The sequence below is a fragment of the Hyphococcus sp. D3-15 genome (genome assembly GCF_055809375.1).
This window is the reverse complement of the sequence record NZ_CM147910.1, coordinates 3766996-3789735: the sequence shown is the minus strand read 5'-3', so window position 1 is coordinate 3789735 and position 22740 is coordinate 3766996. Positions and strand designations below refer to the sequence as shown.

The following is a 22740-nucleotide window of genomic DNA, read 5'->3' as shown; positions in this document are numbered from 1 at the left end:
CAGCGTTAATGGAAGCCTTTGTCGTCTTATTGCCGCTCTTTGGCGCCATGCTGGCGATGCCCGTCGGGCGCGCGCTCGGGCATCGCGCGGCGGAGCTTGTAACCACCGGATTGCTGCTGGTCGCGGCGATCATTTCCTGGATTTTGTTTTTCGATGTGGCGCTTGGCGGCAACGCCCGCACCATCGAGCTGTTCAGCTGGATTGTTTCCGGAAGCTTTGATGCGAAATGGGCGGTGCGCCTCGACACGCTGTCGGCGGTGATGCTGGTCGTCGTCAACTCGGTTTCGTTCCTCGTGCACACCTATTCCATGGGCTACATGAAGGACTATGGCGAGCAGTCGCGTTTCTTCGCCTATCTCTCGCTCTTCACCTTTGCGATGCTGACGCTGGTGACCGCTGACAACTTCCTGCAGCTGTTCTTCGGCTGGGAGGGCGTTGGTCTCGCCTCCTATCTGCTCATCGGTTTCTGGTTCAAAAAGAAATCCGCCAATGACGCGGCGATCAAAGCCTTCGTCGTCAACCGGGTTGGCGATTTCGGTTTCGCGCTCGGCATTATGTGCGTGTTCTATGTCTTCGGGTCGATCCAGTTCGACGAAGTCTTCCAGATGGTGGCGACCAATGCGGTCGTGACGCCGTGGAACGCCGCGAGCGGCGCGCATGTCCAGGAACTGACCATCCATTTCCTGAGCTGGGACTTCCATGCGCTGACCGTGATTTCCGTGCTGCTGTTTATCGGCGCCATGGGCAAGTCGGCGCAGTTCATGCTGCACACCTGGCTGCCCGACGCGATGGAAGGCCCGACGCCGGTCTCCGCGCTGATCCACGCCGCGACCATGGTCACCGCCGGCGTGTTCCTCGTTTGCCGGTGTTCGGTGTTTTTCGAATACGCCCCAAGCGCCGCCGCGATGGTGACGCTGGTCGGCGCAGTGACGGCGTTTTTCGCCGCGACCGTCGGCCTGCTGCAGGACGACATCAAGAAGATCGTCGCTTATTCGACCTGCTCGCAGCTTGGATACATGTTCTTCGCCGCCGGCGTCGGCGCCTATGACGCGGCGATGTTCCACCTGTTCACGCACGCCTTCTTCAAAGCGTTGCTGTTCCTTGGTTCCGGCGCCGTCATTATCGGCATGCATCACGAGCAGGACATCAAGAAGATGGGCGGCGTCAAATCGCTGATGCCCTTCACCCATATTCTGATGGTTGTCGGCACGATTGCGATTACCGGGGTCGGCATTCCGGGCGCGTTCCTGTTTGGCGCGCCGCTCGGCACCGCTGGTTTCGTTTCCAAGGACATGATTTTGGAGAGCGCCTTCTTCGCGGGTGAAGCGGGCGCGGCGTTCGGCTATTTCGCCTTCACGCTTGGGCTTCTCGCTGCGGTGATGACGGCCTTCTATTCCTGGCGCCTGATCTTCCTCACCTTCTGGGGTCCGTCGCGCGCGCCGGAGCATGTGCGCAAGCATCCTCATTCAGTGCCTGACGCGATGATGATGCCGCTGGTGCCGCTGGCCATTGGCGCGCTTGCCGCGGGCATGGCGTTTTACGGTAATTTTGTCGGCGACGATTCTGACCGTTTCTGGAACGGCGCGCTTTACTCGGCCGAGGCGAGCCACGATGCGCCGGCAAGCGCCGCGGATCATCTCAACGCCGAAGAAGTTGCCGCCCTGCATGACGAGCATGGGGCGCCGGCGGAAGATCATGGCGTAGAAAGCGCGCATGGCGCCGCCGCAGATGATCACGGCGAGGCGGCGGCGGAAGACCATGGCGGCGGCCATCACGACATTCCGCTTTGGGTGTTGTGGGCGCCGTTTGTCGCGATGTTTACCGGCAGCTTTGCTGCGGCGTGGCACTATCTTCGCGGCGATCCGCTCAAGCCGGGCATGTTGCGTCCGGGCGGCATGATCTACGCCTTCCTCAAGAACAAGTGGTATTTCGACGAGATTTACGACTTCCTGCTGGTCAAGCCGGCGCTGGCGATTGGCCGCTTCCTCTGGAAGGACGGCGACGGCAAGACGATTGACGGCATCGGTCCGGACGGCATCGCCACGGTCGTCGCTGCAAGCGCGCGCCGCATCGTAAAAATGCAGAGCGGTTATGTTTATCACTACGCCTTCGCCATGCTGGTCGGCATTGCGTTGCTTGTAACCTTTATTCTCATCCGGGCAGGGGGCGGCCAGTAATGACCGAAAGTTTCGCCGATCAACCCTGGCTGACCTTCATCACCTTCGCCCCACTGGTTGGCGCGCTGTTCATCATCGCTGCGCGCATGATGGCGCGGAAGAACGATGACGGCGTCATCGCCGGTGAAGACCTCGTCAATGTGGAGCGCAATGCGCGCTTCATCGCGCTGGTGTTCACCACAGCGACCTTCCTGCTCTCCATTGGCGTCTATGCGCTCTATGATCCGTCGATCGCCGGCTATCAGCTGGTGGAACGGGCGGACTGGCTCGGCGGCGGCATCAGCTACAAGCTTGGCGTTGACGGGATTTCGATCCTGTTCGTGTTGCTGACGACATTCTTCATGCCGATCTGCGTGCTCGCTTCCTGGGACTCGGTCAAATCGCGCGTCGCCGATTTCATGATCGCCTTCCTGGTGCTTGAGACGCTGATGATCGGCGTCTTCTGTTCGCTCGATCTTTTCCTGTTCTACTTCTTCTTTGAAGGCAGTCTCATTCCGATGTTCCTGATCATCGGCGTCTGGGGCTCGAAGGGAACCAAGGACTTCGCCGGCGTCACCATGCCGAGCCGGATTTACGCGTCGCTGAAATTCTTCCTCTACACGCTGCTCGGCTCGCTGCTGCTCCTCGTCGCGATGGCGTGGATGTATGCGCAAGCCGGCACCACCGACATTCCGACATTGCAGGGATACGACTTCTCTGCCGGGGCGCAGAAATGGTTGTGGCTCGCCTTCTTCGCATCCTTTGCGGTGAAGATGCCGATGTGGCCGGTGCACACCTGGCTTCCCGACGCGCACGTTCAGGCGCCGACGGCGGGGTCGGTCGTGCTGGCGGCGATCCTGCTGAAGATGGGCGGCTACGGCTTCCTGCGTTTCTCGCTGCCGATGTTCCCATTGGCCAGCGTTGATTTCGCGCCCTTCGTTTTTGCGCTGTCGGTCATCGCCATCATCTACACCTCGCTGGTGGCGCTGGCGCAGGAAGATATGAAAAAGCTGATTGCTTATTCTTCCGTCGCGCATATGGGCTTTGTAACCATGGGTATTTTCACCGGCACGGAGCAGGGGATTGAGGGTGCGCTGTTCCAGATGCTCAGCCACGGCTTCATCTCCGGAGCGCTCTTCCTTTGCGTCGGCGTTGTCTATGACCGCATGCATACGCGTGAAATCGCGGCTTATGGCGGTCTTGTTCATAGCATGCCGCTTTACGCGTTCCTGTTCCTCTTCTTCACCATGGGCAATGTGGGCCTGCCGGGCACCAGCGGGTTTGTCGGTGAAATCCTGACCATGACCGGCGCCTTCAAGCTCAATAGCTGGATCGCGTTCTTCGCGGCTTTCGGTGTCATCCTGTCGGCGGCCTATGCGCTGCGGCTCTATCGCGCCGTGATGTATGGCAAGCTCGAAAAAGAGCCGCTGAGCACCATCGCTGATGTGAATATGCGCGAACTGGCCTCGCTCGGCGTGCTGATGGCCTTTGCGCTTTACCTCGGGTTCAATCCCGGTCCGGCGCTGAATGTCTTTAGCCCGGCGGTTGATCTGTTGATTGAAAATTACGATGCGGCGCTCAGCCAAGCTGCAGCCATTGAGGGCGGAGCACACTGATGACGCTGTTTGAAACCCTTTCTTACGCCGGGCCGGAACTGGCGCTCGCCATTGGCGCCATGGCGTTGCTGATCACCGGCGTGTTTCTCGGCGACAAGGCCGCGCGGCAGATTTCGCTCGCCTCTGTCGGCCTGCTGGTCATCGCCATCCTTTTGGTGATTTTCTCACCGGGCGCCGACGCGACCGCCTCTTTGTTTAATGGCGCGTTTCGCATCGACGCCTTTTCCGATTTCTGCAAGGTGTTGATGTTCGCCGCCGCCGCCTTCGCGATTTTGATGTCGGACCGTTATCTCGCCGGCGAAAAGCTCGGCCGGTTTGAATATCCGGTGCTGATCCTGCTCGCCGCGCTCGGCATGTCGCTGATGGTGTCCGCAACGGATCTGATCTCGCTCTATATGGGCGTGGAAACGCAAAGCCTCGCGCTTTATGTGCTGGCTGCCTTCAATCGCGACAGCCGCCGATCGACCGAGGCGGGGCTGAAATATTTCGTCCTTGGCGCGTTGTCTTCATGTCTGCTGCTTTACGGCTCGTCGCTGGTCTATGGCTTCACCGGCTCGACGGAATTTTCCGAAATCGCGAAGGCAAGCGCCGCGAGCGGGCACAATGTCGGCCTGATCATCGGCCTCGTCTTCATGATTTCCGGCCTGGCGTTCAAAGTGTCCGCCGCGCCTTTCCATATGTGGACGCCGGATGTGTATGAGGGCTCGCCGACGCCGGTGACCGCGTTTTTCGCAGCGGCGCCAAAGCTCGCCGCCATGGCGTTGTTCACGCGCGTCTTGATGACGTCCTTCCCCGGCGCGGTGGAAGACTGGCAGCCGGTGATCGCCTTGATCGCCGTCGCCTCCATGGTGATCGGCGCCTATTCCGCGATCGCGCAGACCAATATCAAACGCCTGATGGCGTATTCTTCGATTGGCCATATGGGCTATGCGCTGATCGGGCTCGCCTCGGGCTCGTCCGCTGGCGTTTCTTCGGTGCTGATCTATATGGCGATTTACATTGTCATGACGATTGGCGCGTTTGCGGTCATTTTGATGATGCGCCGGCGCGGCGGCATGACGGAAAACATTTCCGATCTCGCCGGCTTGTCGCGCACCAACATGCCGATGGCGCTGATCCTCACCGTGTTGCTGTTCTCGCTTGCGGGCGTGCCGCCGACGGCCGGGTTCTTCGGCAAATGGTATGTCTTCTTCGCAGCCGTGGATGAAGGCCTGATCTGGCTTGCGGTCGCTGGCGCCGTGCTGAGCGCTGTGTCGGCGTTTTACTATCTGCGCATCGTCTGGTTCATGTGGTTTGACGAGCCGGCTCCGGCTTTTGAGCGCGACAAGGGACCGACGCTTTCCGTTGCGGCGTGGGGCTCGGCGATCTTGATGTTCCCGGTGCTGACGGTCGGAATGGGAACGTTGAGCAATCTCGCCCAGTCCGCTGCGGCGTCGCTTTTCTAGGGCGAAGGAATTTTGGCTCCTCAGGATGAAGGAGAGGACGTAAATGCGCAGACTGTCCTCTGGAACGACGCTTGAAATCTTCGACACGCTTGATCTCGACCAGCGCGGAAGCAAAACGCCGCGCTGATGCGGGCGGACGGGCGCCGGTCTGGTTTCTGGCGCTGACGCAAACCGCCGGTTACGGACGGCGCGGCCGCAGTTGGGAGCAGCGCACGGGAGATTTTTCCGCAACGCTCTTGTTCAGACCCGACGCGCCGCCGGAAAAATGGGGGCAGATCTCCTTTATCATTGCGCTTGCCTTGGCCTCGACGCTTGATGAGTTGATGGCGGAAGACAAGATCGCCCTTAAATGGCCAAATGATGTGCTGGTCGCCGGCGGCAAATGCGCGGGCATCCTGCTTGAAAATCTCGGCGGTCATCTCTCCATCGGCGTCGGCGTCAACATCGTCACCGCGCCCGAAGGCATGCCTTACGCCGTTGCGCGCCTGCTTGATCATGCAGAGACAAGCCCGGCGCCGAATGCGCTCGCTGAACGGCTCGATCATCATTTCTGGACCTATTTCCGATTATGGCGGGCCGACGGTTTCGCGCCGATCCGCGACGCCTGGCTTGCGCGCGCGATTGGTCTCGGCAGCGAAATAACCGTTCGTTTGCCAAACGAAGAGCTCGATGGCGTGTTTGAGGGGATGGATGAAACCGGTGCGCTCATATTGCGCTCACCCGCGGGAAAGCGGACAATCGCGGCGGGCGATGTGTTTTTCGCCCGCAGGCCCAAGGACTGACCCATGCTGCTTGCAATCGATGTCGGCAACACGAATTCGGTGATCGCCCTTTACGACGGTGAACAGCCGGCGGCGCAGTGGCGCGCCTCGACATCGACCACGCGCACGGCGGACGAATACGCCGTGTGGCTGGCGCAGCTGATGAATTTTGTCGGCTACAAGCTCGACGACATAACCGAATGCATTATTTCGACCGTGGTGCCGCAATCGCTGTTTCACTTGCGCAACCTTTCCCGGCGCTATTTCAATTGCGAGCCTTTCGTCATCGGCCATGACAATATTCCCGGCGTTGCGGTGAGGATCACCAAGCCGTCAGAGGCGGGGGCCGACAGGCTGGTCAATGCGGTCGGCGCCTTCACCGCTCATGGCGGCCCGCTGGTCGTGGTCGATTCCGGCACCGCCACCAATTTCGACATTGTCGGCGCCGATGGCGGGTTTGAAGGCGGCGTCATCGCGCCGGGCATCAACCTGTCCATGCAGGCGCTGCATGAGGCGGCGGCGCGCCTGCCGCGCATCGCCATTGAAAAGCCCGAAAAAATCATCGGCACCGACACGGTCGGCGCCATGCAGACCGGCGTGTTCTGGGGTTACATTTCCCTGATCGAAGGACTGCTGGCGCGCATCAAAACCGAATATGGCGCGCCCATGAAAGTCGTGGCGACGGGCGGCATCGCCTCGCTCTTTGAAGGCCAGACCGACGCCATCGATATTTTTGATCATGACCTCACCATTCGCGGGCTCTACGAGATCAGCAAAAGACTGAAGGCCAAATAATGTCCCGCAAGGAACTTGTCTTTTTGCCGCTCGGCGGGTCCGGCGAGATCGGCATGAACATGAACCTTTACGGGTTCGGGTCGGCGGCTAACCGGCAATGGATCATGATTGATTGCGGCGTCATGTTTGGCGATTTAACGACGCCCGGCATCGACCTGATTTGTCCGGACCCCTCCTATATTCTTGAAGAAAAAGAAGCGCTGCACGGGCTTTTGCTGACCCATGGCCATGAGGACCATATCGGCGCTGTGGCGCTGCTGGCGCCGAAACTCGGTTGTCCGATTTATGCGACACCCTTCACGGCGGCGCTGGTCGAACGCAAGCTAGAAGAATATGGCGGCGACAAGGTCGAGCTCAACATCATCGAAATGAACGCCCGCTTCAAGCTGGGGCCGTTTGATGTTGAATATGTCACGCTCACCCATTCCATTCCGGAGCCGAGCGGCATCATTCTGCGCACCGATCTCGGCACGGTGTTTCACACGGGCGACTGGAAAATTGACAAATCGCCTTCGCTCGGTCCGTTCACCGACAGCAATACGATCAAAAAAATCGGCGATGACGGGCTTCTCGCCATGGTCTGCGATTCAACCAATGTGCTGTCTTCCGGCGAATCCGGATCGGAATCCGACGTGCGCCGCTCGCTGACCAAGCTGATTGCGAAACAGGAAGGCCGCGTTGCAGTGACGACCTTCGCGTCGAATGTCTCGCGCGTGGTGTCGATCTGCGAAGCGGCGATGGCGGCCGATCGCAGCGTCTGCCTGCTTGGCCGCTCGATGCTGCGGATTGTCGAGGCGGCGCGCGACACCGGCATCCTTCCCGAAGGGTTGAATTTCGTCGAGCCGAAAGACGCCGGGCACCTGCCGCGCCAGCATGTGCTGTATCTGTGCACGGGCAGTCAGGGCGAACCGCGCGCGGCGCTGTCGCGCATCGCCCGCAACGACCATCGCGACCTTGTTCTTTCCGATGGCGACACGGTGATCTTCTCGTCGAAAATCATCCCCGGCAATGATCGGGAGATTTACAATCTTCAAAACGACCTGGTCGAACTCGGCGTGAAGATCATCACCGAGAAAGACGAGTTTGTGCATGTCTCCGGCCATCCCTGCCGGGAGGAATTGCGCGCCATGTATGAATGGGCGCGACCGGAGATTTCAATTCCGGTGCATGGCGAGGCGCGCCATCTCGAAGAACACGCCGAATTCGCGCTTGAGCTCGGGGCGAAGGAATCCTTTGCGCCGCGCAATGGCGATCTCATCCGCATCGCGCCGGACGGGCCGGAGCGGATCGAGGAAGTCCCGGCAGGGCGAATGTATCTCGATGGCGACGTTCTGTTGCCCGATGGCGCCGCGCCGATGCGCGAACGGCGCAAGCTTTCCTATGCGGGCATGCTGGCGGTTTCGGTGGTGTTTGACGGCCGCAGCGAGCTTGCCGACGATGTTTCTGTTACTGGTTTCGGCGTCGTCAATGACGATGAAGAGTCTGAAACGCTTGCCGGGCTCGCCGATGATATTGAAGACGCCGTCACCGGCCTTCCCAAATCCAAACGCCAGGATGACGAGGCGGTGATGCTGGCGGTGAAGCGCGCGGCGCGCATCTATTATGACGATGTCTGGGGCAAGCGTCCGGTCATCGTCACGCATATTCACAGGACGGGCTGATGAACTGGGCCGGCGCAATTGTTATCTATATTCTTTGGTGGTGGCTGTGCTTTCTCGCCATCCTGCCGCGCAATATTAAAAGCCGCTGGGAAGCGCCCGATGACGGCGTCGAAGGCGCCGACCCCGGCGCGCCGACCGATCCGCAGCTAAAGAAAAAGGCCTGGCTGGCGACCAAGATCGCTGCGGTTTTCTGGATCGTGACGGCGGCGATTATCCTTAGCGGCGTCTTTAATTTTCGCGATTAAACGATCCTATTGCGAGGCTCTTGCGTTCGCTAATGGGCTGGCCTAGCAACATGCTAAGGCAATCCCAACCACCTGACTCCAGCCGCAACAGCGAGGGGCAGCTATGAGCGACACCGCGCCCATTGAGGACGAAGCGCGCCCGGACGATGAAGCGCCCGAGGCCGACACTCAGTTTGCGGAAGACCGTACGCTGACGCCTGAATTCGTGCGCGCGGTCGCCGACGCCATTGAGGCGGCGGATGCGGACGCCTTCGCCGAACTGACCAGCGAATTGCACCCGGCCGACCTCGCCGACCTGATCGGTCTGCTGCATGAAGAAGACCGTGACGCGCTGATCGCCCTGCTTGGCGGCGCGCTGCCGTCCGAAGTGCTGGCTGAACTCGATGAGGATCTGCTCGAAGACATTATCGAGGCGATGGGGCCGTCAAAGGTCGCCGAAGCTGTCGCCGAGCTGGATACCGATGACGGCGCGTTTCTTCTCGAAGATCTCGATGAGGAAAAGCAGGCGGAGATTTTGTCTTACGCCCCGATCGAAGATCGGCTGGCCCTGCGGGCGGCGCTGGACTTTGAGGAGGAGAGCGCCGGCCGCCTCATGCAGCGCGAGTTTTTCGCGGCGCCTGCTTTCTGGACGGTCGGCCAGATCATCGACCGCTTGCGCGGCACCGAAGAATTGCCTGACCGTTTCTACGAAGTGTTCGTCGTCGATCCCGCCTTCAAGCCGGTGGGGTCGGTGCCGCTGTCGACGCTGCTGAAGTCGCCGCGCGATACAGTGATCGAGACGATCATGACCAGCCGGGACATGCGCCCTGTGCCGGTCACCATGGACCAGGAAGAAGTCGCCTATCTCTTCGAGCAGTATAATCTCATTTCCTCGCCGGTGATCGACGACGCCGACCGGCTGATCGGCATGATCACGGTGGATGACGTGGTCGAGATGGTCCGCGAGGAAACCCATGAAGACATGCTCGCCCTGGGCGGCGTCGAGGCTGACACCGGCCTTTCCGATACGGTGTTTGAAACCGTTCGTTCGCGCTTTTCCTGGCTGGCGATAAATCTGGCGACGGCGATCATGGCGTCGCTGGTGATTTCCCTGTTCGATGCGGCGATTGGCCAGATCGTGGCGCTCGCCGTGCTGATGCCGATCGTTGCGTCCATGGGCGGCAATGCGGGCACGCAGACGCTCACGGTTGTCGTGCGCTCCATGGCGACCAAGGATCTGACCGCATCCAACGCCGCGCGGATCGTGCTTCGCGAAGGCCTGGTGGGGCTCCTCAATGGCGCGATCTTCGCCGTGATTATGGGCGCGCTGGCCGGCGTGTGGTTCTTCCTGAGCGGGTGGGGCGGCGAGGATGCGGCGATGCGGCTCGGCATCGTCGTCGGCGTCGCCATGATCATCAATCTGCTGGCGGCCGGCCTTGCGGGCATTCTTGTGCCTATCGGCCTGCAGCGCGCGGGCGCCGACCCGGCGGTGTCTTCCGCCGTGTTCGTCACCACTGTCACCGACATTGTCGGATTTTTCGTGTTTCTTGGTCTCGCGGCGCTGGTCTTGCTGCCGGCGGCGTAAGTTTTACGCGGTATGCGGACGGTTCCGGCGCAGCCAGTAAAGTCCGCCGCCCAGCATCAAGATCAACAGCAAGCCGGGTTCCGGCGCATCGACGGGCGGTTCTTCCGGTTCGTCGCAATCCTTGTCATCGGGATTGTCTTCGTCGCAGGGCGGTTCGACCGGGGGAATATAGACCGGCGGCACGATCACCGGCGGGAAATACGGCCAGCGCGGCGTGTACATCGGCGGCGCAGGTTCGTCCGTGACCGACACCGGCGCGACTGGCAGAGGAGTGGTTGGCGGAACCCGCCGCGTTTCCTGTGGGGCGACCGGATTATATCCGGCGAGCCTGGTCGGAACCGGACGGGGCGCTAAAAAGACTCGGCGGCGGCCCTCCGGGGGCCTTCATCGCCGCAGCAGCCGCAATTGACGACAATATCGTTATTGATGTCGCCGACGGCGCGCGCATACCAGGCGGCGAACTCTTCTTCGGACATGCCGCCTTTGTTTCGGTCGCCGCCAAAGCCGCCTGTCCACACAATGGCCAGGGCGATGATCGCCGCCGCGATGATGTTCGTGATCCCGTTACCCAACATATCTCACCTCGAAACGCCTTCACCGCTTTACCCCTGAGGCCAGGCCCGGGGGCTGGCCTTGGCCAAATCCGGACGTGGCTCGCCCGCGGACAGGCTCTCCCGGGGCTTTACACACAAGACTTGTGCCAGAATCACCCGGCGCTGGAGCTGTGTCGAATCATGGAAAGTTTTTTGAAATCAGCCGCTTAGGAAGGCTTTTCCGACCCTGTGGATAAAACGGAGGGCAAGTGCCGTCCCGCGCGCGGTGCGGCCTGTGCCGTTTTGGCGCCCTTTGGCGCGGAATTTCCCCCCGGATATGGGGCTCCGTCTACCCAATCGGGCCCCGGCGTGATAGGAATCGTTAACGGTGTTTAATTGGGGGAAGCCGCGGAAAACACCGGGTTCCGCGGGTGTGGCTTCCTGAGTACGACTTGCGCGCTTGCGGAAGTGAATGGCCAGAGGGGTTCGAGGGGTCTGATGCGGACGGGAGAGACCGGTCTCAATCTGATCAAGGGGTATGAGGGTCTGCGCATGTCAGCGCATTACGCCCCGACCGAACAATGGACCGTCGGCTATGGCCATACGGGCAGCGCGCGCCATGGCATGAGCGTCACCGAGGGGGATGCGGAACGTCTGCTTAAAGACGACGTGAAACCAATCGAACAGCTGATCGGCGATACGGTTCGCGCGCCCCTCAATCAGAACGAACATGACGCCATAGTTTCGCTGATTTTCAATATTGGCGAGGATAACTGGCGCCGCTCGACCACGCTTCGCAAGCTGAATGCAGGCGACAAGCTTGGCGCGGCGAACGCTTTCGAGCTTTGGACAAAAGCCTTCGTCAATAATGAACTCGTCACGCTGGACGGGCTGGTGCGCAGACGCGCGGCGGAAAAGTCGCTGTTCTTGATGCCGACCGATGCGGCGCTGGTTGTTCCGACCTCGGATGTTAATCCAGCGGCGGAGTGTGAGCCGGAATTCGTATCCGACCGGGTGCTGAACGCGAAGGCGATGGTCGATTATGACGATTACAAATCGGACGAAAAGAAAGCGCTGATGCCGGAAGAACGCGCGGCCAGAACCCGTGCGCTGTTCGCAGCGACGCAGGCGCTGTCCGGCGACCCGTCCAAGATGATCATTTCAAAAGCCGAAGAGCGCGCCGATATGGGCGTCACCTTCGGCGCCATGCTGGCGGGATTGCTGGCGTTCGCCATGACATGCGTCGGCGCGATCTTGCTGCTTGGCCAGGAAGCGCCAGGCGTCGCAGAAGCGATTGGCCTGTCCTATGACCGCTTCACCACGATTTTCGAAAACCTGCCGATCTGGCTCGCCGGCATTGGCGCGGCGATGTCGTATTTCATCTTGTACATCCTCGTGAAGCGCGCCGCGCGCCACGATTTGAAACGCCAGCGCGCGCGCGACCTCGCGCGATTGCGCGTGGCGGAATAACGGGCGCTTCGCCCCCTCAACACACCGGGCCATGACGCTGCATCTCGTCAAACTCTGCGCCGGCGCCGATGGCGTTGAAGATCTTGTTCACCGTATCGAATACCGCGTCGCGGTGAACGAAAAATCGGGGCTTGGGCGAGTCCATGATCATGTCACGCGCATGCATCCGCGCCGCGAGGCGGAGTTGCTCAATGGCGGGTCGATTTACTGGGTGATCAAGGGCGCGATACTCGCCCGCCAGGCGATCACCGGTTTTGAAAGAAGGACGGGGGCGGATGAAATCGAGCGCACGGCGATCCTGCTCGATCCTGTTTGTGTTCTGACCGAGGCGCAGCCGCGCCGTGCGTTTCAGGGCTGGCGTTATCTTTCCGGCGAAGATGCGCCGAAGGACTTGAAAACACGGGGGCGCAAAGCGCCGCCGCCGGAACTGGGACGAGCGCTCGCAGAATTGGGGCTGTTGTAATGTCGACATTCAAGATGGCTGTAATGGGGATCGGCGCAGCCGGCGCGGCCGGTGTCGCGGTGATGACGCAGCCCTTTGGCGACACGGACAAGCGCGATCTTTCGCATTCGCCCGCAATGGAGGAAGTCTGCCTGAAGGGCGACTTCGCGCTTTTCGCCGGCATCGCCGCCGGGTGCTATTCGCGCGCGCAGATCCAGCGTATGTCTGACATGGCTGTGGTCGATCGCCTCGGCGCGGAAATCACCGTCACCATGGCGCATCCGACAAATTTGAGCGTCGCGCCCGCCGAATGCCGCACCTGTCGCGACTTTCGCGAAGCGCGGTTTGACGGCTGGTACGCGGCGACGTCCCGCGACATGCGGCGCGAAGCCTATTTCATCCGGGCTTGCGGCGCGCTCTCCATGCTCACCAAGGCAAGCAAAGCCGAACATTCCTATTTCACAAGCGGCTCGCCGCAGGCGGAAGAAGTGGCGGACTTCGCCGGCGCCATGAAGTTTGGCGAATCTGTCGCTGGGCCTGACGCCTTGCGCGTCGAAAAGGGGCAGGGCCATGTCTGGCGCGTCGAAGCGGATGACCTTTCCATCGCCATCCATGAGCTCGCCAACGCCGATTTCGACAATGACGGCATCGAGGAAATCCTCGCCTTCACCGCCGGCGCGCCGGTCGGCGGCACCGCGGCCTTCTATGAAGTCGGCCTTTTGGAGAAAGACAGCCCCGATGCAGGGCTCAGCTTCTCGCCGCTGGATTTCAGCCGGGAAGACGCCGCCGGCGCTGCGGGCTGAAAAAGTCGGTTTCGCGAGGATTTTTCGCCGCCGCGCAGTCTTGGCCTTGGACGCCCGGCGGCGGATGACTATGATAGTAACGATTCTCGATATTGACTGACTTTTCAGGGAGTAACGGGCCCTTGGCTCTTATCAGGAACACCGGCGCTATAATTGCGTTTGCGCTGCTCTCGGCTTGCGCGTCCTTACTGGGCGCCGAGGGCGAGGACGCGACTCCGCTGACGCATTCCCAGCAGGATGCGGAAGAAACCCAAATGCAGGTTGCATCGCTGGAAGCGGAGGTGTCGCGCCTCAAATCCCAGAATGCGCGTCTCGCCAATGAAGTGCTTTCCCTGCAGCGCGAGCGTGACCGCACAGCCGCCGCGGACGCGGCGCTAGCCGCCGAGCAGGAAATGCAGGCGGCCTTGCCGCCAAAGCCGGAATATCTTGTCGAAGACCGGCCCGCGCCCTCAACGGCGGTTGTCGATGACGCGGCCTCGCCGGCGCTCGCCAAGACCGATGTGCCGGTTGAAACGGCGCCGCGGCTGGTCCAGCCGACCTTTGCGTCGAACGAGACCGTGTTCGAGAACGAAGCGGAAAGCGGCGACATCAAAACCGAAAGCGTCTTGTTCGGCGTGCACCTCGCATCTTACCGCCATATGGAAGAAGCGCGCTCGGGCTGGCGCCAGCTACAGCGTGAAAACCCCGATGAGCTTGGCCTGCTTGAGCCGCGCGTCGAAGCGGTGACGATTGACGGCAAGGGCAAGTTCCTGCGCCTGATCGGCGGCGGTTTCGCTGCGCGCGACAAGGCGGAAGCGCTTTGCGGGCAGCTTAAAAATAGCGGGCTGTTCTGTTCGGTGGCGAGCTTTGAAGGCGAACGCCTGTCGCTTGCGGAGAATGGCGGCTAGCCGGACTAGTCTTGCGGCGGCGGCTTGATGTCGAATTCGCGCTGGTCGAACACTACGCCTTCGAACTCCGCTGCGCCCTCATAGCGCACCACAAGTTCGCCCTCGCCGAGAGAAACAAAGCCGAACGGCATGGTCACCTTGCGTTGTTTGGCGTCGGTGAATCCGGCGACATTGTCGCGAATGCCGAGCAATTCCTTTTCACCGCCCTTTGGCTGGAAGGTGACCACCATCCGGCCATAGCTCGATAGCTCGCCATCCGGCGCGATCATGGTTTGCAGCATCAACATGCCGTCATTGTCGCGCAGCAGTTTGACGTCGGCGATTTCCGCATCGGCTTTGCCGCCATTGCGCAAGATCACCGGCGCCGACATGCCGAGCCCCACATCAACCTGCAACCCGGAATTGCTGGCCTTGCGCAGGGCTGTGCGCGCAGCTTCGGTCTCGATAAGGAGGTGCGAGCGGCGTTCGCCTTTGGGCGGCTTCGCGCCCTTCTTGATTTCAACGCTGATGGTCTGGCGCCCGCCGGGCTTCAGCCGGAAATGAGCCGGCGATACGACGAGATAGGGCGCGGCGCTCAGCGTCTCACGCAGCTCGGGCAGGGCGGGCTCATAGCCGGATTCCGCCGCCGCCAGATCAATCCAGCTGACGCGCCCGTCGACAATCCGGTCGGAAGGGTTGGAAACAACGAATTCAGCTCTCGGATGTTCGGCGCTCAACACATGGCGCAATGGCGCAAGGCCCATATCGGCCATCGCCGGGCCCGAGGCGAGCAGCATCGCAGCGGGGCTGAAAAGGCCCGCCAAAAGCTTGCGCCAGCCGCGCCAGCGACCATTTGTGTTCACTATCGCCATGGGACCCAGAATCGTCTCACAGTCGAAATTACAGGGTGAGAGTTTCCCATCTGTAATCAAAATCCATGCAAACCGGCCCTTCGGGGCCGATCAAGAGATGCTCCCTATGACTCATGTAATCGTCCTCGGTAACGAAAAGGGCGGCTCGGGCAAATCGACGACGGCGATGCACCTCATTGTCGCGTTGCTGCGCTCGGGGAAAAAGGTCGGGGCAATCGATCTCGACCTCCGCCAGGGGAGCTTAACCCGATATATCGAAAATCGAAGAAAATTCAGCGAAATCAAAGGGAAAGAGCTTGTATTTCCTAAGCTGGTTGAGGTGCTGCCCTCCAGTCTCGACAGCCGCAAAAAGGCGCAGGAGACGGAAACCGACAATCTCAAAACGGCGCTGAACTCGCTTGCGGACTGCGATTTTGTGGTGATCGACTGCCCCGGCGCGAACACCCATCTGTCGCGTCTGGCGCATCTCCATGCGGATACGGTGGTGACGCCCCTGAATGACAGTTTCGTCGATTTCGACCTGCTCGCCCGCATCGACCCGGAAACCGGCCGGGTGATCGGCCCAAGCCTTTACAGCGAGATGGTCTGGGACGCGAGAAAGCGGCGCGCGATGATGGGGGTGAAGGAGAGCATTGACTGGGTGGTCATGCGCAACCGGCTTTCCGCCACCAGAGCCCGCAATAAAAAGACCATGGGCGACAAGCTCGAGGAGCTGTCTTCGCGCATCAATTTCAGGCTGGCGCGCGGATTTGGCGATCGGGTGATCTATCGCGAGCTGTTTCCCATCGGCCTGACCCTGCTGGATCTCGGCGGAGTTGATTCCTCGGTGCGGCTTTCGACCATGAGCCATGTCACGGCGCGGCTTGAAATCCGCTCGCTGGTGGCGTCGCTCAACCTGCCTGCCGGTGAAAAATCCGAAACTGCGAGCGAGGCCGCCGCAGCCTAGGCTGCTTTCAAGACGCGGTCCTTTTCGCGTCGCCGCGCGGCGGCGAAGCAGCTATGCTGGCCTCTATGGGTTTTGCTGTCTTCGCCATTTTAGTTGCTATCGGGGCTGCGGGCTGGCTGCTGTTCCGTCTCGCGGGCAACGGCAATCAGGGCGCGCGGCAGATGACGACGATGAAACTTGTGGTTTGGCTGGTGCTTGTTGCGGTGCTGTTTGCGGCAAAGCTCTGGCCGCTGGCCTTTATGGTGCTGGTCGCGGTGGGCGGCGTCACCGCGATTGAGGCCTGGCGGGACCGCGCCGGCGCCGCTGACGGGGAAGGCGCGCCGACGCCTGCGCCTTTGCCGAAAAGAATGAATGAGGAAGAGGCGCTGTCCGTGCTGGGCTTAAAGCCCGGCGCCAATGCTGACGAAGTGCGCGCAGCCCACCGAAAGCTCATCGCGCAATTGCATCCCGATAAGGGGGTACGGACTACCTCGCCGCCAAGATCAATGAGGCGCGCGACTTCCTGATGCGCCGGCTTGGCGAGTAGGGTCAGCCCTTTGCTGTCGGCGGCAGAACAAAAGTGCCCGGATAATGGGCGTTGCCCCATTTCGCGATCTCCCGCAGCGCCGGCCCCAGCGCGCGGCCCTTTTTCGTCAGCGCATATTCATAGCGAACCGGATTTTCCTGATAGGCGGATTTTGTAATCAGCCCGTGCTCTTCAAGCCGCTTCAATCGTTCGGCGAGAATGTTCGTCGTCACGCCTTCGGGCGATTTCAGAAACTCATTATACCGGGCGACGCCGCGAAACAGATCGCGAATGACCAGCATCGACCATTTGTCTCCAAGGATATCGAGCGACACCGCAAGCGGGCAGGGTGAGCGCGGAAAGGTCGGCTGCTTCGGCACAAGGACTCCAAGGTCACTTTTTTATTGCAAGTTACGCTTTCTCTCAGTAACTTGCAAAATGCAAGTGATTATTGATCAGGGAGAGCTGCATGACCTCAACATCAAGCATCCGCGTCTATCATGGGTTTCGCAGTCCCTATTCACGGCTCGGGCTGCACTTTCTGAAGAGATCTGGCCTGGCGGCGGAACTGATTCCTTTCACCGGGCCGCCGGAGGGCCATGCGTTCGTCGACCCGACGCAAAATCCGCTCAAGCTTTCCTATTACTTTCTGGATGCGCCGCGCATGACCATGCGGCTTGGGCTGCCGATCAGGCCGCCCAATCCGTTCGAAGTGGACATGACCGCCGCCAACAAGGCGTCGGTCGCCGCCGAAATTGACGGAAAGGGACTGGATTTTGCGTTGGCGGTCTCAGATGCGCGCTGGGGCAAGGGCCGCGACGTGTCTGACCTGTCAGTGCTGGAAGCCTGCGCCGAGAAAGCCGGATGGGATCCTGCGCAGATCGCCGCCGCCCAGGATGATGGCGAAGTGGCCGACGCCATGCGACGCCATCGCCAGATGATCGAAGGCGATGGCGTGTTCGGCGTGCCTTTTGCGGTCATGGGCGCCCAAAAATATTGGGGCCATGACCGGTTTCACATTCTGGCGGAGGATGCCGGCGCGGCGGTTTAAGCCGCGCCCTTGCGGACGTCGTCCGCTGGCGCTTTGAGCTCATCTTCATCAAAGACGCGGTTTCGCCCCGCGCCCTTTGCTGCGTAGAGACATGCATCCGCACGCTCGATGAAGCTGTCCATCGTATCGCGGGCATGCAGCGCCGCGACGCCCATCGACATGGTGACGGCGCCGAGATCTTCATTGGTTCGGCGCTTGCGCAATCGGCGCGCTTCCACGGCGATGCGGATTTTCTCCGCAACCTTGTGGGCGTTGTCCAGGCTCGTGCCCGGCAGGACCACGGCGAACTCCTCGCCGCCATAGCGCGCCAGTAAGTCCATGCCTTTGACATTGGCGTTCATGACTTCGGCCACAAGCCGCAGAACCTGATCGCCGGTCAGATGCCCCCAGGTGTCATTGAATTTTTTGAAGTGATCAATGTCGCACAGGACCAGCGATAGAGGCTGATCGTTTTCGGTCGCTTCGCTCATATGTTTTTCAAGAGAGCGATCGAATGTGGCGCGGTTGGCGACGCCGGTCAGCGCATCCTGCATGGCCTCGCGCTGGATCGTCTCGACGTCGCGGTGAAGGGAATTGACCTCTTCCACCGATGCGGCGAGCCGGGCCTCGAGATGCTCGTTTTCTTCGCGCATGGATTTGGCGACCGAAATCACCCCTTCCAGCAGCGCGCCGACAGCCGGATAGGCTTGCGACGAGTCCTGCAATTGGTCGGAAATATCGGACAGTTTCGCCGAGTGGCCTTGTGCGTTTTCGCCGCTCTGCTCCACCAGATCGTAAAGCTCGGAGACTTCGCTATGGAAGCGCGTCACCAGCTCTATCACATCGTTGGATATGTCTGTTTGCTGAATAAGTTTCTTATAAAGAGCGTCAGCCTTTTCCTGGCTGACTTTCCCTTTGGCATCCATCGCTTTCTGGACATGCGCGGACAGGGAAGGGTTCTTCCCTTCCACATGCGCATACCAAAGCTCGTAATTTCGCGGACTGGCGGCGAGGCCAGTCTTTTTCAATGCTGCAAGCGCGAGCTCGGCAAAGCGGTGGCTCGTATCTGTTTCTAAACTCATGACGCCCCAAATTTGTCCCGTGGGTGCCTCTCCCCGAATGGGCGAGCTTAGTCAGGCGCAGTAAAGGATTGCCTAAGACGCTTGCTGCGCCTGTAGGCAAACCGTTGAATAACCTCAATTAACGGCAAATTAAAACTGCCTTGAACGCGCAGGCAATACATAGCTTTCAGCATATGTTCCTGCGCGCTTGCAGTTAATGCGGCGCGCAAACCGGCAGGCCGGATTGCGCAAGCCGCGCCCTAGCGGGCGACTTCGCGCATCATGAATGCAGGCACATGATCGCCAAGGCCGACGACGCTTTCTTCGCGCTGGCGCGGTTGCGCCCGACCTTCGCCGCTTCGGCGGCGTTGTTCGCGCGGTTGGCGTGGTTCACGCGGCGCCGGCGCCGGGCTGGCCTCAGCCGGAGCCTCTGCTGCGGGCTGTTCAGCGGCCGGCTCTTTCGCCGCCGCTGTTTCGCCGGCTGCATCGTTCTTGGCTTCGCTGGTCGTTTCTTCGCCAGCGGGCTTTTCGCTGGCGCGTTTGGCGCCGGAGCGCCCGCCTGAGCGTCCGCCGCGCCGTGAACCGCGGGCTTCGCGGCCGCCTTCTTCCTTGCGGCGCGAAGGTCTTTCCGAGGCCGGGTTTTCTTCAAAAAACTTGCTGAAATCCAGCGCCTCAATCTCTGTCGCGCCGGTGGTGGCGAGGATCGCATCGAGATGTTTGCCATCCGCCGGGGTCACCAGCATCATCGCCGCGCCCTTGCGTCCGGCGCGTCCGGTGCGTCCGATGCGGTGGACATAATCATCCGCATGAATCGGCACGTCGAAATTGAACACATGGCTCACCGCCGGAATGTCGAGACCGCGAGCGGCGACATCGGAAGCGACCAGGAATTGCAATTCATCGCTGCGGAATTTTTCCAGCGTCTCGGTGCGGAAGGATTGCGTCAGATCGCCATGGATCGGCCGCGCATTGAAGCCATGCTTGAGCAGCGACTTGGCGACGATATCGACCGTCGATTTGCGGTTGCAGAAGATGATGCCGTTCTTGACGTCATCCTGGCTAAGCAGTTCGCGCAATACATTGCGCTTCAGCTTGTCGTCCTTGCCGGGCACGCGGATGATGCGTTGCGTGATCGTGTCGGCGGTGGTCGCCGGGCGCGAAACCTCGACGCGGACAGGATTGTGCAGGAACTGATCCGTGATGCGCTGGATCTCCGGCGGCATGGTGGCCGAGAAGAACAGGGTCTGGCGCGTCATCGGCGTCATTTTGAAGATTTTCTCGATATCGGGAATGAAGCCCATATCGAGCATGCGGTCGGCTTCGTCGATCACCATGACTTCGATGCCGTTGAGCAGAAGCTTGCCGCGCTCGAACTGGTCGATGAAGCGGCCAGGGGTCGCGATCAGCACATCGACGCCGCGCATCAATTTTGCGTCCTGATCGCCGAAGGAAACGCCTCCAATCAGCAGCGCCATGGTCAGCTTGTGGTTGACGCCGTATTTTTCAAAGTTCTCCGCGACCTGCGCGGCGAGTTCGCGCGTCGGCGCGAGCACGAGGGAGCGCGGCATGCGCGCTCTGGCGCGGCCTTTCGAAAGGCGCTCAATCATCGGCAGGGTGAACGAGGCGGTCTTGCCCGTGCCGGTTTGCGCAATGCCGAGCACGTCATGGCCGGCGAGGGCGGGCGGGATCGCTTCTTTCTGGATCGGGGTAGGGTTCTCGTAACCAGCTGCAGCAATAGCTTCGAGCAATTTCGGCGATAAGCCGAGTTCGGCAAAGGACATTCAGTCTCCGTGGGGTTGTACTGATGCGGCGCACTTATGACGCTTCGGATCAGTCTTCGCATCGGCGGGGTTGTTGTTCATTCAACGCCCCGCTCTTCCGCCGTGGAAGCGATGCGTCATCAGTGCAATGGGCCGGATCAAATGGCGATACGCCGAAGATCTCGAAGCCGGTGCGGATGCGGAAAAGCGCTGCGTCTTATATTGGGACAATCCGCTCTGGAGAGTCGGGTGCGCGCGCTGCATCGCAACATTGCGGTGCTGCAGGTAGGACGCTTTCACAGGTGAGTCAATGTTTGCGGGGCTTTTGCCGGCGTTTAAGGCTGGTCCGTGTGCGCAATGTTGCCTAAAATCACCATATGCGTGACCTATTGGCGATCACTGTCATTTCATTCCTGATCGTAATGCCGAACGCCGTCGCGAGTGACGGTTTCGACAAAGAAGCCTGCGCCTTCAAGGGGTTCGCGCTGTTTGGCGACATTCAAATCGTCGACAGCTTCCCTGATGTCAGGGTGCAAATCGTGCAGAGTTTTCCCGATTTGAATGTGCAATATGTCGAGAGTTTTCCGAGCAATTGCGGTCAATGGAAAATCGTGACGAGCTTTCCGGACACCAAAATTCAGTATGTGGACAGTTTTCCGGATGTGAAGATCAAGATCGTGACGAGCTTTCCCGGCGCGCCCTAAGTCGCGCTTATGCGTTGCGCCGCTTTTTCATCAGCGTCGACCACAGCACGACATTGTCGCCCAGATTCTGGCTCTGCGGCGGTCGGGCGCGCCGCACCGGTTTCGGGACCGGGGCGAAAAATGCGGCCCATAACATTGCGGCGAACATGACCCCTGCGGCGAGCGACATGGCGAGCACGCCGGCGTCGTTAGCGAGACCGGGCAGGTTTGCCGCGCGCCAGATAAAAAACGCCGCCGCAAGCATGGCCGCGCCCAGCGGCGGGCGTAGCGCCGCGCAGTAAAGGAGCGCCAGTCCGATCAGCGCCCAGTCGCCAACATGCAGTGGCGCGATTGCGAGGATGGCAAAGACTGCGATCATGAAAGTGTCGATGCTTTTGAGCGGGCGCATGCGCTTGCGCCCGGCAAGACCGGCGGCGCAGACCGCTGCGAGCGCCAGCAGCATGAAAAACCGGGCGCCGAGATCCGGCGCGCCCATCACCCAGAGGACATGGCGCAGACCGGTCATTGCCGCGGGCAGATTGGCGGGCAGTTGCGCATGTTGTCCGGCGCTGGCGATCAGCGCGGCGGCGATATCGACGCTTGGCGTCATCGCCAACACGGGCGCGGCCATGAGGAAGCTGACAAGGCCGCCCAGCACGATGGCGCGGCGGCCAAAGGCGGACAGGGCGAGGGCGGCGACGGCGATCAGGGCGAGCGGCGGATTGAGCATCACCAGGGCGACGCCGGCGGCGCCGGCCACATCATGCTTTGCCGCCAGTCCGTATAAAACAAGGCTCGCGCCGAAATATATCAGGAGCGATGACCCGCCGGACGCGATGGCGAAACCCGACGCCTGCGTGGTCGCCATGAACCCCGCATGCAGCATGAACAACATCAATGGCGACAGGCTATTCAACAGCGACGCGAATTCCGTTTCGCCAAACAGCGCCGACTGCGCGGCCATCTGGCGGAAGGCGGCGACGTTGAGCGCGCTGGCGCCGAGCAATAAAACCGCATTGAAAAGCAGCCAGACGCGCGCGCCGGTCAGCGGGTCGAAAAGTGAGGCAAGCGCGGCGAGGGGAAACCAGTTCGGCGCCGCGCGCCAGACCGATTGATCGGCTGCGGCGACGGCGAAGTCATTCGTGTAAGGATTGCCGCCCTGGGTCCAGAAATCGCCCGCGAGCCAGAGCATGCGAAATTCTTCCGACGGCGCATTCCAGTGCAGGCCGGTCTGCCAAGCGAGATGGCCCAGCCCGGCGGCGCATGCGGCGGGCGCGAGATAGGTCAGCAGGTTTTTCGCTGACGGCATGCCAGACTAGCCTCGAATTACACAACTACGGGGTGCGCAGCCTAGCCGCGCGGCGCTGAAGGCCCGGTTAACTCCGCCGTCGCGATGCAACTATCGGGCGACGCAAGCCCTTCAAGCGAAATTTAGTTGAATTTATTTTATCCCCGCCCTTCGCGCAGGGCGTATGATCATCTTCATCGGCGCCGGGAAACGCTGTTTGCGCGGCCGCCGAACTTTC

The 22740-nt window shown here is 60.8% G+C and carries 23 protein-coding genes; 16 read left to right on the top strand and 7 right to left on the bottom strand.

From position 1 onward, the window contains the following. Positions 1–8 precede the first annotated feature (8 nt). The 8 genes from nuoL to mgtE all read left to right on the top strand — a co-directional run bounded on the left by nuoL (position 9) and on the right by mgtE (position 10243). Positions 9–2177 carry an NADH-quinone oxidoreductase subunit L gene (nuoL, locus tag AC0L8G_RS18210; RefSeq protein WP_473385572.1) on the top strand — a complete coding sequence of 723 codons (2169 nt, stop codon included), beginning with the start codon at positions 9–11 and terminating at the stop codon, positions 2175–2177. Further along, positions 2177–3772, top strand: coding sequence for an NADH-quinone oxidoreductase subunit M (locus tag AC0L8G_RS18205; RefSeq protein WP_473385571.1), 1596 nt, complete (start codon positions 2177–2179; stop codon positions 3770–3772). Before nuoL ends, AC0L8G_RS18205 begins: the two co-directional genes overlap by 1 nt. Further along, the gene (gene nuoN, locus AC0L8G_RS18200; RefSeq protein ID WP_473385570.1) at positions 3772–5217 is read left to right on the top strand and encodes an NADH-quinone oxidoreductase subunit NuoN; all 1446 of its coding nucleotides are present in this window, start codon (positions 3772–3774) and stop codon (positions 5215–5217) included. Before AC0L8G_RS18205 ends, nuoN begins: the two co-directional genes overlap by 1 nt. Positions 5218–5288: 71 nt before the next feature. After that, the gene (locus tag AC0L8G_RS18195) at positions 5289–5999 is read left to right on the top strand and encodes a biotin--[acetyl-CoA-carboxylase] ligase (RefSeq protein WP_473385569.1); all 711 of its coding nucleotides are present in this window, start codon (positions 5289–5291) and stop codon (positions 5997–5999) included. 3 nt (positions 6000–6002) lie between these two features. After that, complete coding sequence (locus AC0L8G_RS18190; protein ID WP_473385568.1) at positions 6003–6773, top strand: type III pantothenate kinase; 771 nt, start codon at positions 6003–6005, stop codon at positions 6771–6773. Then, the gene (locus AC0L8G_RS18185) at positions 6773–8434 is read left to right on the top strand and encodes a ribonuclease J (protein ID WP_473385567.1); all 1662 of its coding nucleotides are present in this window, start codon (positions 6773–6775) and stop codon (positions 8432–8434) included. Before AC0L8G_RS18190 ends, AC0L8G_RS18185 begins: the two co-directional genes overlap by 1 nt. Continuing rightward, positions 8434–8679 (top strand): DUF1467 family protein, encoded by a 246-nt coding sequence (locus AC0L8G_RS18180; RefSeq protein WP_473385566.1) that lies wholly within the window; start codon positions 8434–8436, stop codon positions 8677–8679. Before AC0L8G_RS18185 ends, AC0L8G_RS18180 begins: the two co-directional genes overlap by 1 nt. A 103-nt stretch (positions 8680–8782) precedes the next feature. Further along, positions 8783–10243: a magnesium transporter gene (gene mgtE / locus AC0L8G_RS18175; protein ID WP_473385565.1), complete on the top strand. Its 1461-nt coding sequence runs from the start codon at positions 8783–8785 to the stop codon at positions 10241–10243. Positions 10244–10246: 3 nt separating this feature from the next. Here mgtE and AC0L8G_RS18170 read toward each other — a convergent pair whose 3' ends face one another. Both AC0L8G_RS18170 and AC0L8G_RS18165 read right to left on the bottom strand, forming a co-directional pair. Then, positions 10247–10495 (bottom strand): PEP-CTERM sorting domain-containing protein, encoded by a 249-nt coding sequence (locus AC0L8G_RS18170; RefSeq protein WP_473385564.1) that lies wholly within the window; start codon positions 10493–10495, stop codon positions 10247–10249. 98 nt (positions 10496–10593) lie between these two features. After that, the gene (locus AC0L8G_RS18165; RefSeq protein ID WP_473385563.1) at positions 10594–10818 is read right to left on the bottom strand and encodes a hypothetical protein; all 225 of its coding nucleotides are present in this window, start codon (positions 10816–10818) and stop codon (positions 10594–10596) included. A 456-nt stretch (positions 10819–11274) separates the two neighbouring features. Between AC0L8G_RS18165 and AC0L8G_RS18160 the strand changes: the two genes are divergently transcribed. From AC0L8G_RS18160 to AC0L8G_RS18145, 4 genes are all read left to right on the top strand, one after another. Beyond that, a complete protein-coding gene (locus AC0L8G_RS18160) occupies positions 11275–12246 on the top strand; it encodes a lysozyme (protein WP_473385562.1) in 972 nt (323 codons plus the stop codon). Positions 12247–12277: 31 nt separating this feature from the next. After that, on the top strand, positions 12278–12709 hold the full coding sequence (locus AC0L8G_RS18155; RefSeq protein WP_473385561.1) for a DUF1489 family protein: 432 nt from the start codon (positions 12278–12280) through the stop codon (positions 12707–12709). After that, complete coding sequence (locus AC0L8G_RS18150; protein ID WP_473385560.1) at positions 12709–13491, top strand: hypothetical protein; 783 nt, start codon at positions 12709–12711, stop codon at positions 13489–13491. The genes AC0L8G_RS18155 and AC0L8G_RS18150 overlap by 1 nt, the downstream gene beginning before the upstream one ends. Before the next feature lie 122 nt (positions 13492–13613). Then, a complete protein-coding gene (locus AC0L8G_RS18145) occupies positions 13614–14378 on the top strand; it encodes an SPOR domain-containing protein (RefSeq protein ID WP_473385559.1) in 765 nt (254 codons plus the stop codon). Between the two features lie 5 nt (positions 14379–14383). On the opposite strand, the gene AC0L8G_RS18140 is transcribed toward AC0L8G_RS18145, so the two are convergent. Next, entirely contained in the window at positions 14384–15229 is an 846-nt protein-coding gene (locus AC0L8G_RS18140; protein ID WP_473385558.1) for a fimbrial biogenesis chaperone, read from the bottom strand. A 106-nt stretch (positions 15230–15335) separates the two neighbouring features. On the opposite strand from AC0L8G_RS18140, the gene AC0L8G_RS18135 reads away from it, so the two are divergent. Next, a complete protein-coding gene (locus tag AC0L8G_RS18135) occupies positions 15336–16175 on the top strand; it encodes a division plane positioning ATPase MipZ (protein ID WP_473385557.1) in 840 nt (279 codons plus the stop codon). Positions 16176–16240: 65 nt separating this feature from the next. Further along, positions 16241–16681, top strand: a complete 441-nt coding sequence (locus AC0L8G_RS18130) for a hypothetical protein (protein ID WP_473385556.1) — start codon at positions 16241–16243, stop codon at positions 16679–16681. A 22-nt stretch (positions 16682–16703) separates the two neighbouring features. On the opposite strand, the gene AC0L8G_RS18125 is transcribed toward AC0L8G_RS18130, so the two are convergent. After that, a complete protein-coding gene (locus tag AC0L8G_RS18125) occupies positions 16704–17060 on the bottom strand; it encodes a winged helix-turn-helix transcriptional regulator (RefSeq protein WP_473385555.1) in 357 nt (118 codons plus the stop codon). A gap of 89 nt (positions 17061–17149) precedes the next feature. Between AC0L8G_RS18125 and AC0L8G_RS18120 the strand changes: the two genes are divergently transcribed. Continuing rightward, positions 17150–17731: a DsbA family protein gene (locus AC0L8G_RS18120; protein ID WP_473385554.1), complete on the top strand. Its 582-nt coding sequence runs from the start codon at positions 17150–17152 to the stop codon at positions 17729–17731. Here the strand turns inward: AC0L8G_RS18120 and AC0L8G_RS18115 are convergent. Together AC0L8G_RS18115 and AC0L8G_RS18110 are read right to left on the bottom strand one after the other, a co-directional pair. Continuing rightward, entirely contained in the window at positions 17728–18792 is a 1065-nt protein-coding gene (locus AC0L8G_RS18115; RefSeq protein ID WP_473385553.1) for a GGDEF domain-containing protein, read from the bottom strand. The two genes, AC0L8G_RS18120 and AC0L8G_RS18115, sit on opposite strands and share 4 nt — an antisense overlap. 239 nt (positions 18793–19031) lie before the next feature. Next, on the bottom strand, positions 19032–20552 hold the full coding sequence (locus AC0L8G_RS18110; protein ID WP_473385552.1) for a DEAD/DEAH box helicase: 1521 nt from the start codon (positions 20550–20552) through the stop codon (positions 19032–19034). A gap of 401 nt (positions 20553–20953) precedes the next feature. On the opposite strand from AC0L8G_RS18110, the gene AC0L8G_RS18105 reads away from it, so the two are divergent. After that, a complete protein-coding gene (locus tag AC0L8G_RS18105; protein WP_473388906.1) occupies positions 20954–21235 on the top strand; it encodes a 7(1) septoil knot domain-containing protein in 282 nt (93 codons plus the stop codon). Positions 21236–21242: 7 nt separating this feature from the next. On the opposite strand, the gene AC0L8G_RS18100 is transcribed toward AC0L8G_RS18105, so the two are convergent. After that, the gene (locus AC0L8G_RS18100; protein WP_473385551.1) at positions 21243–22523 is read right to left on the bottom strand and encodes a hypothetical protein; all 1281 of its coding nucleotides are present in this window, start codon (positions 22521–22523) and stop codon (positions 21243–21245) included. Between the last annotated feature and the right edge of the window lie 217 nt (positions 22524–22740).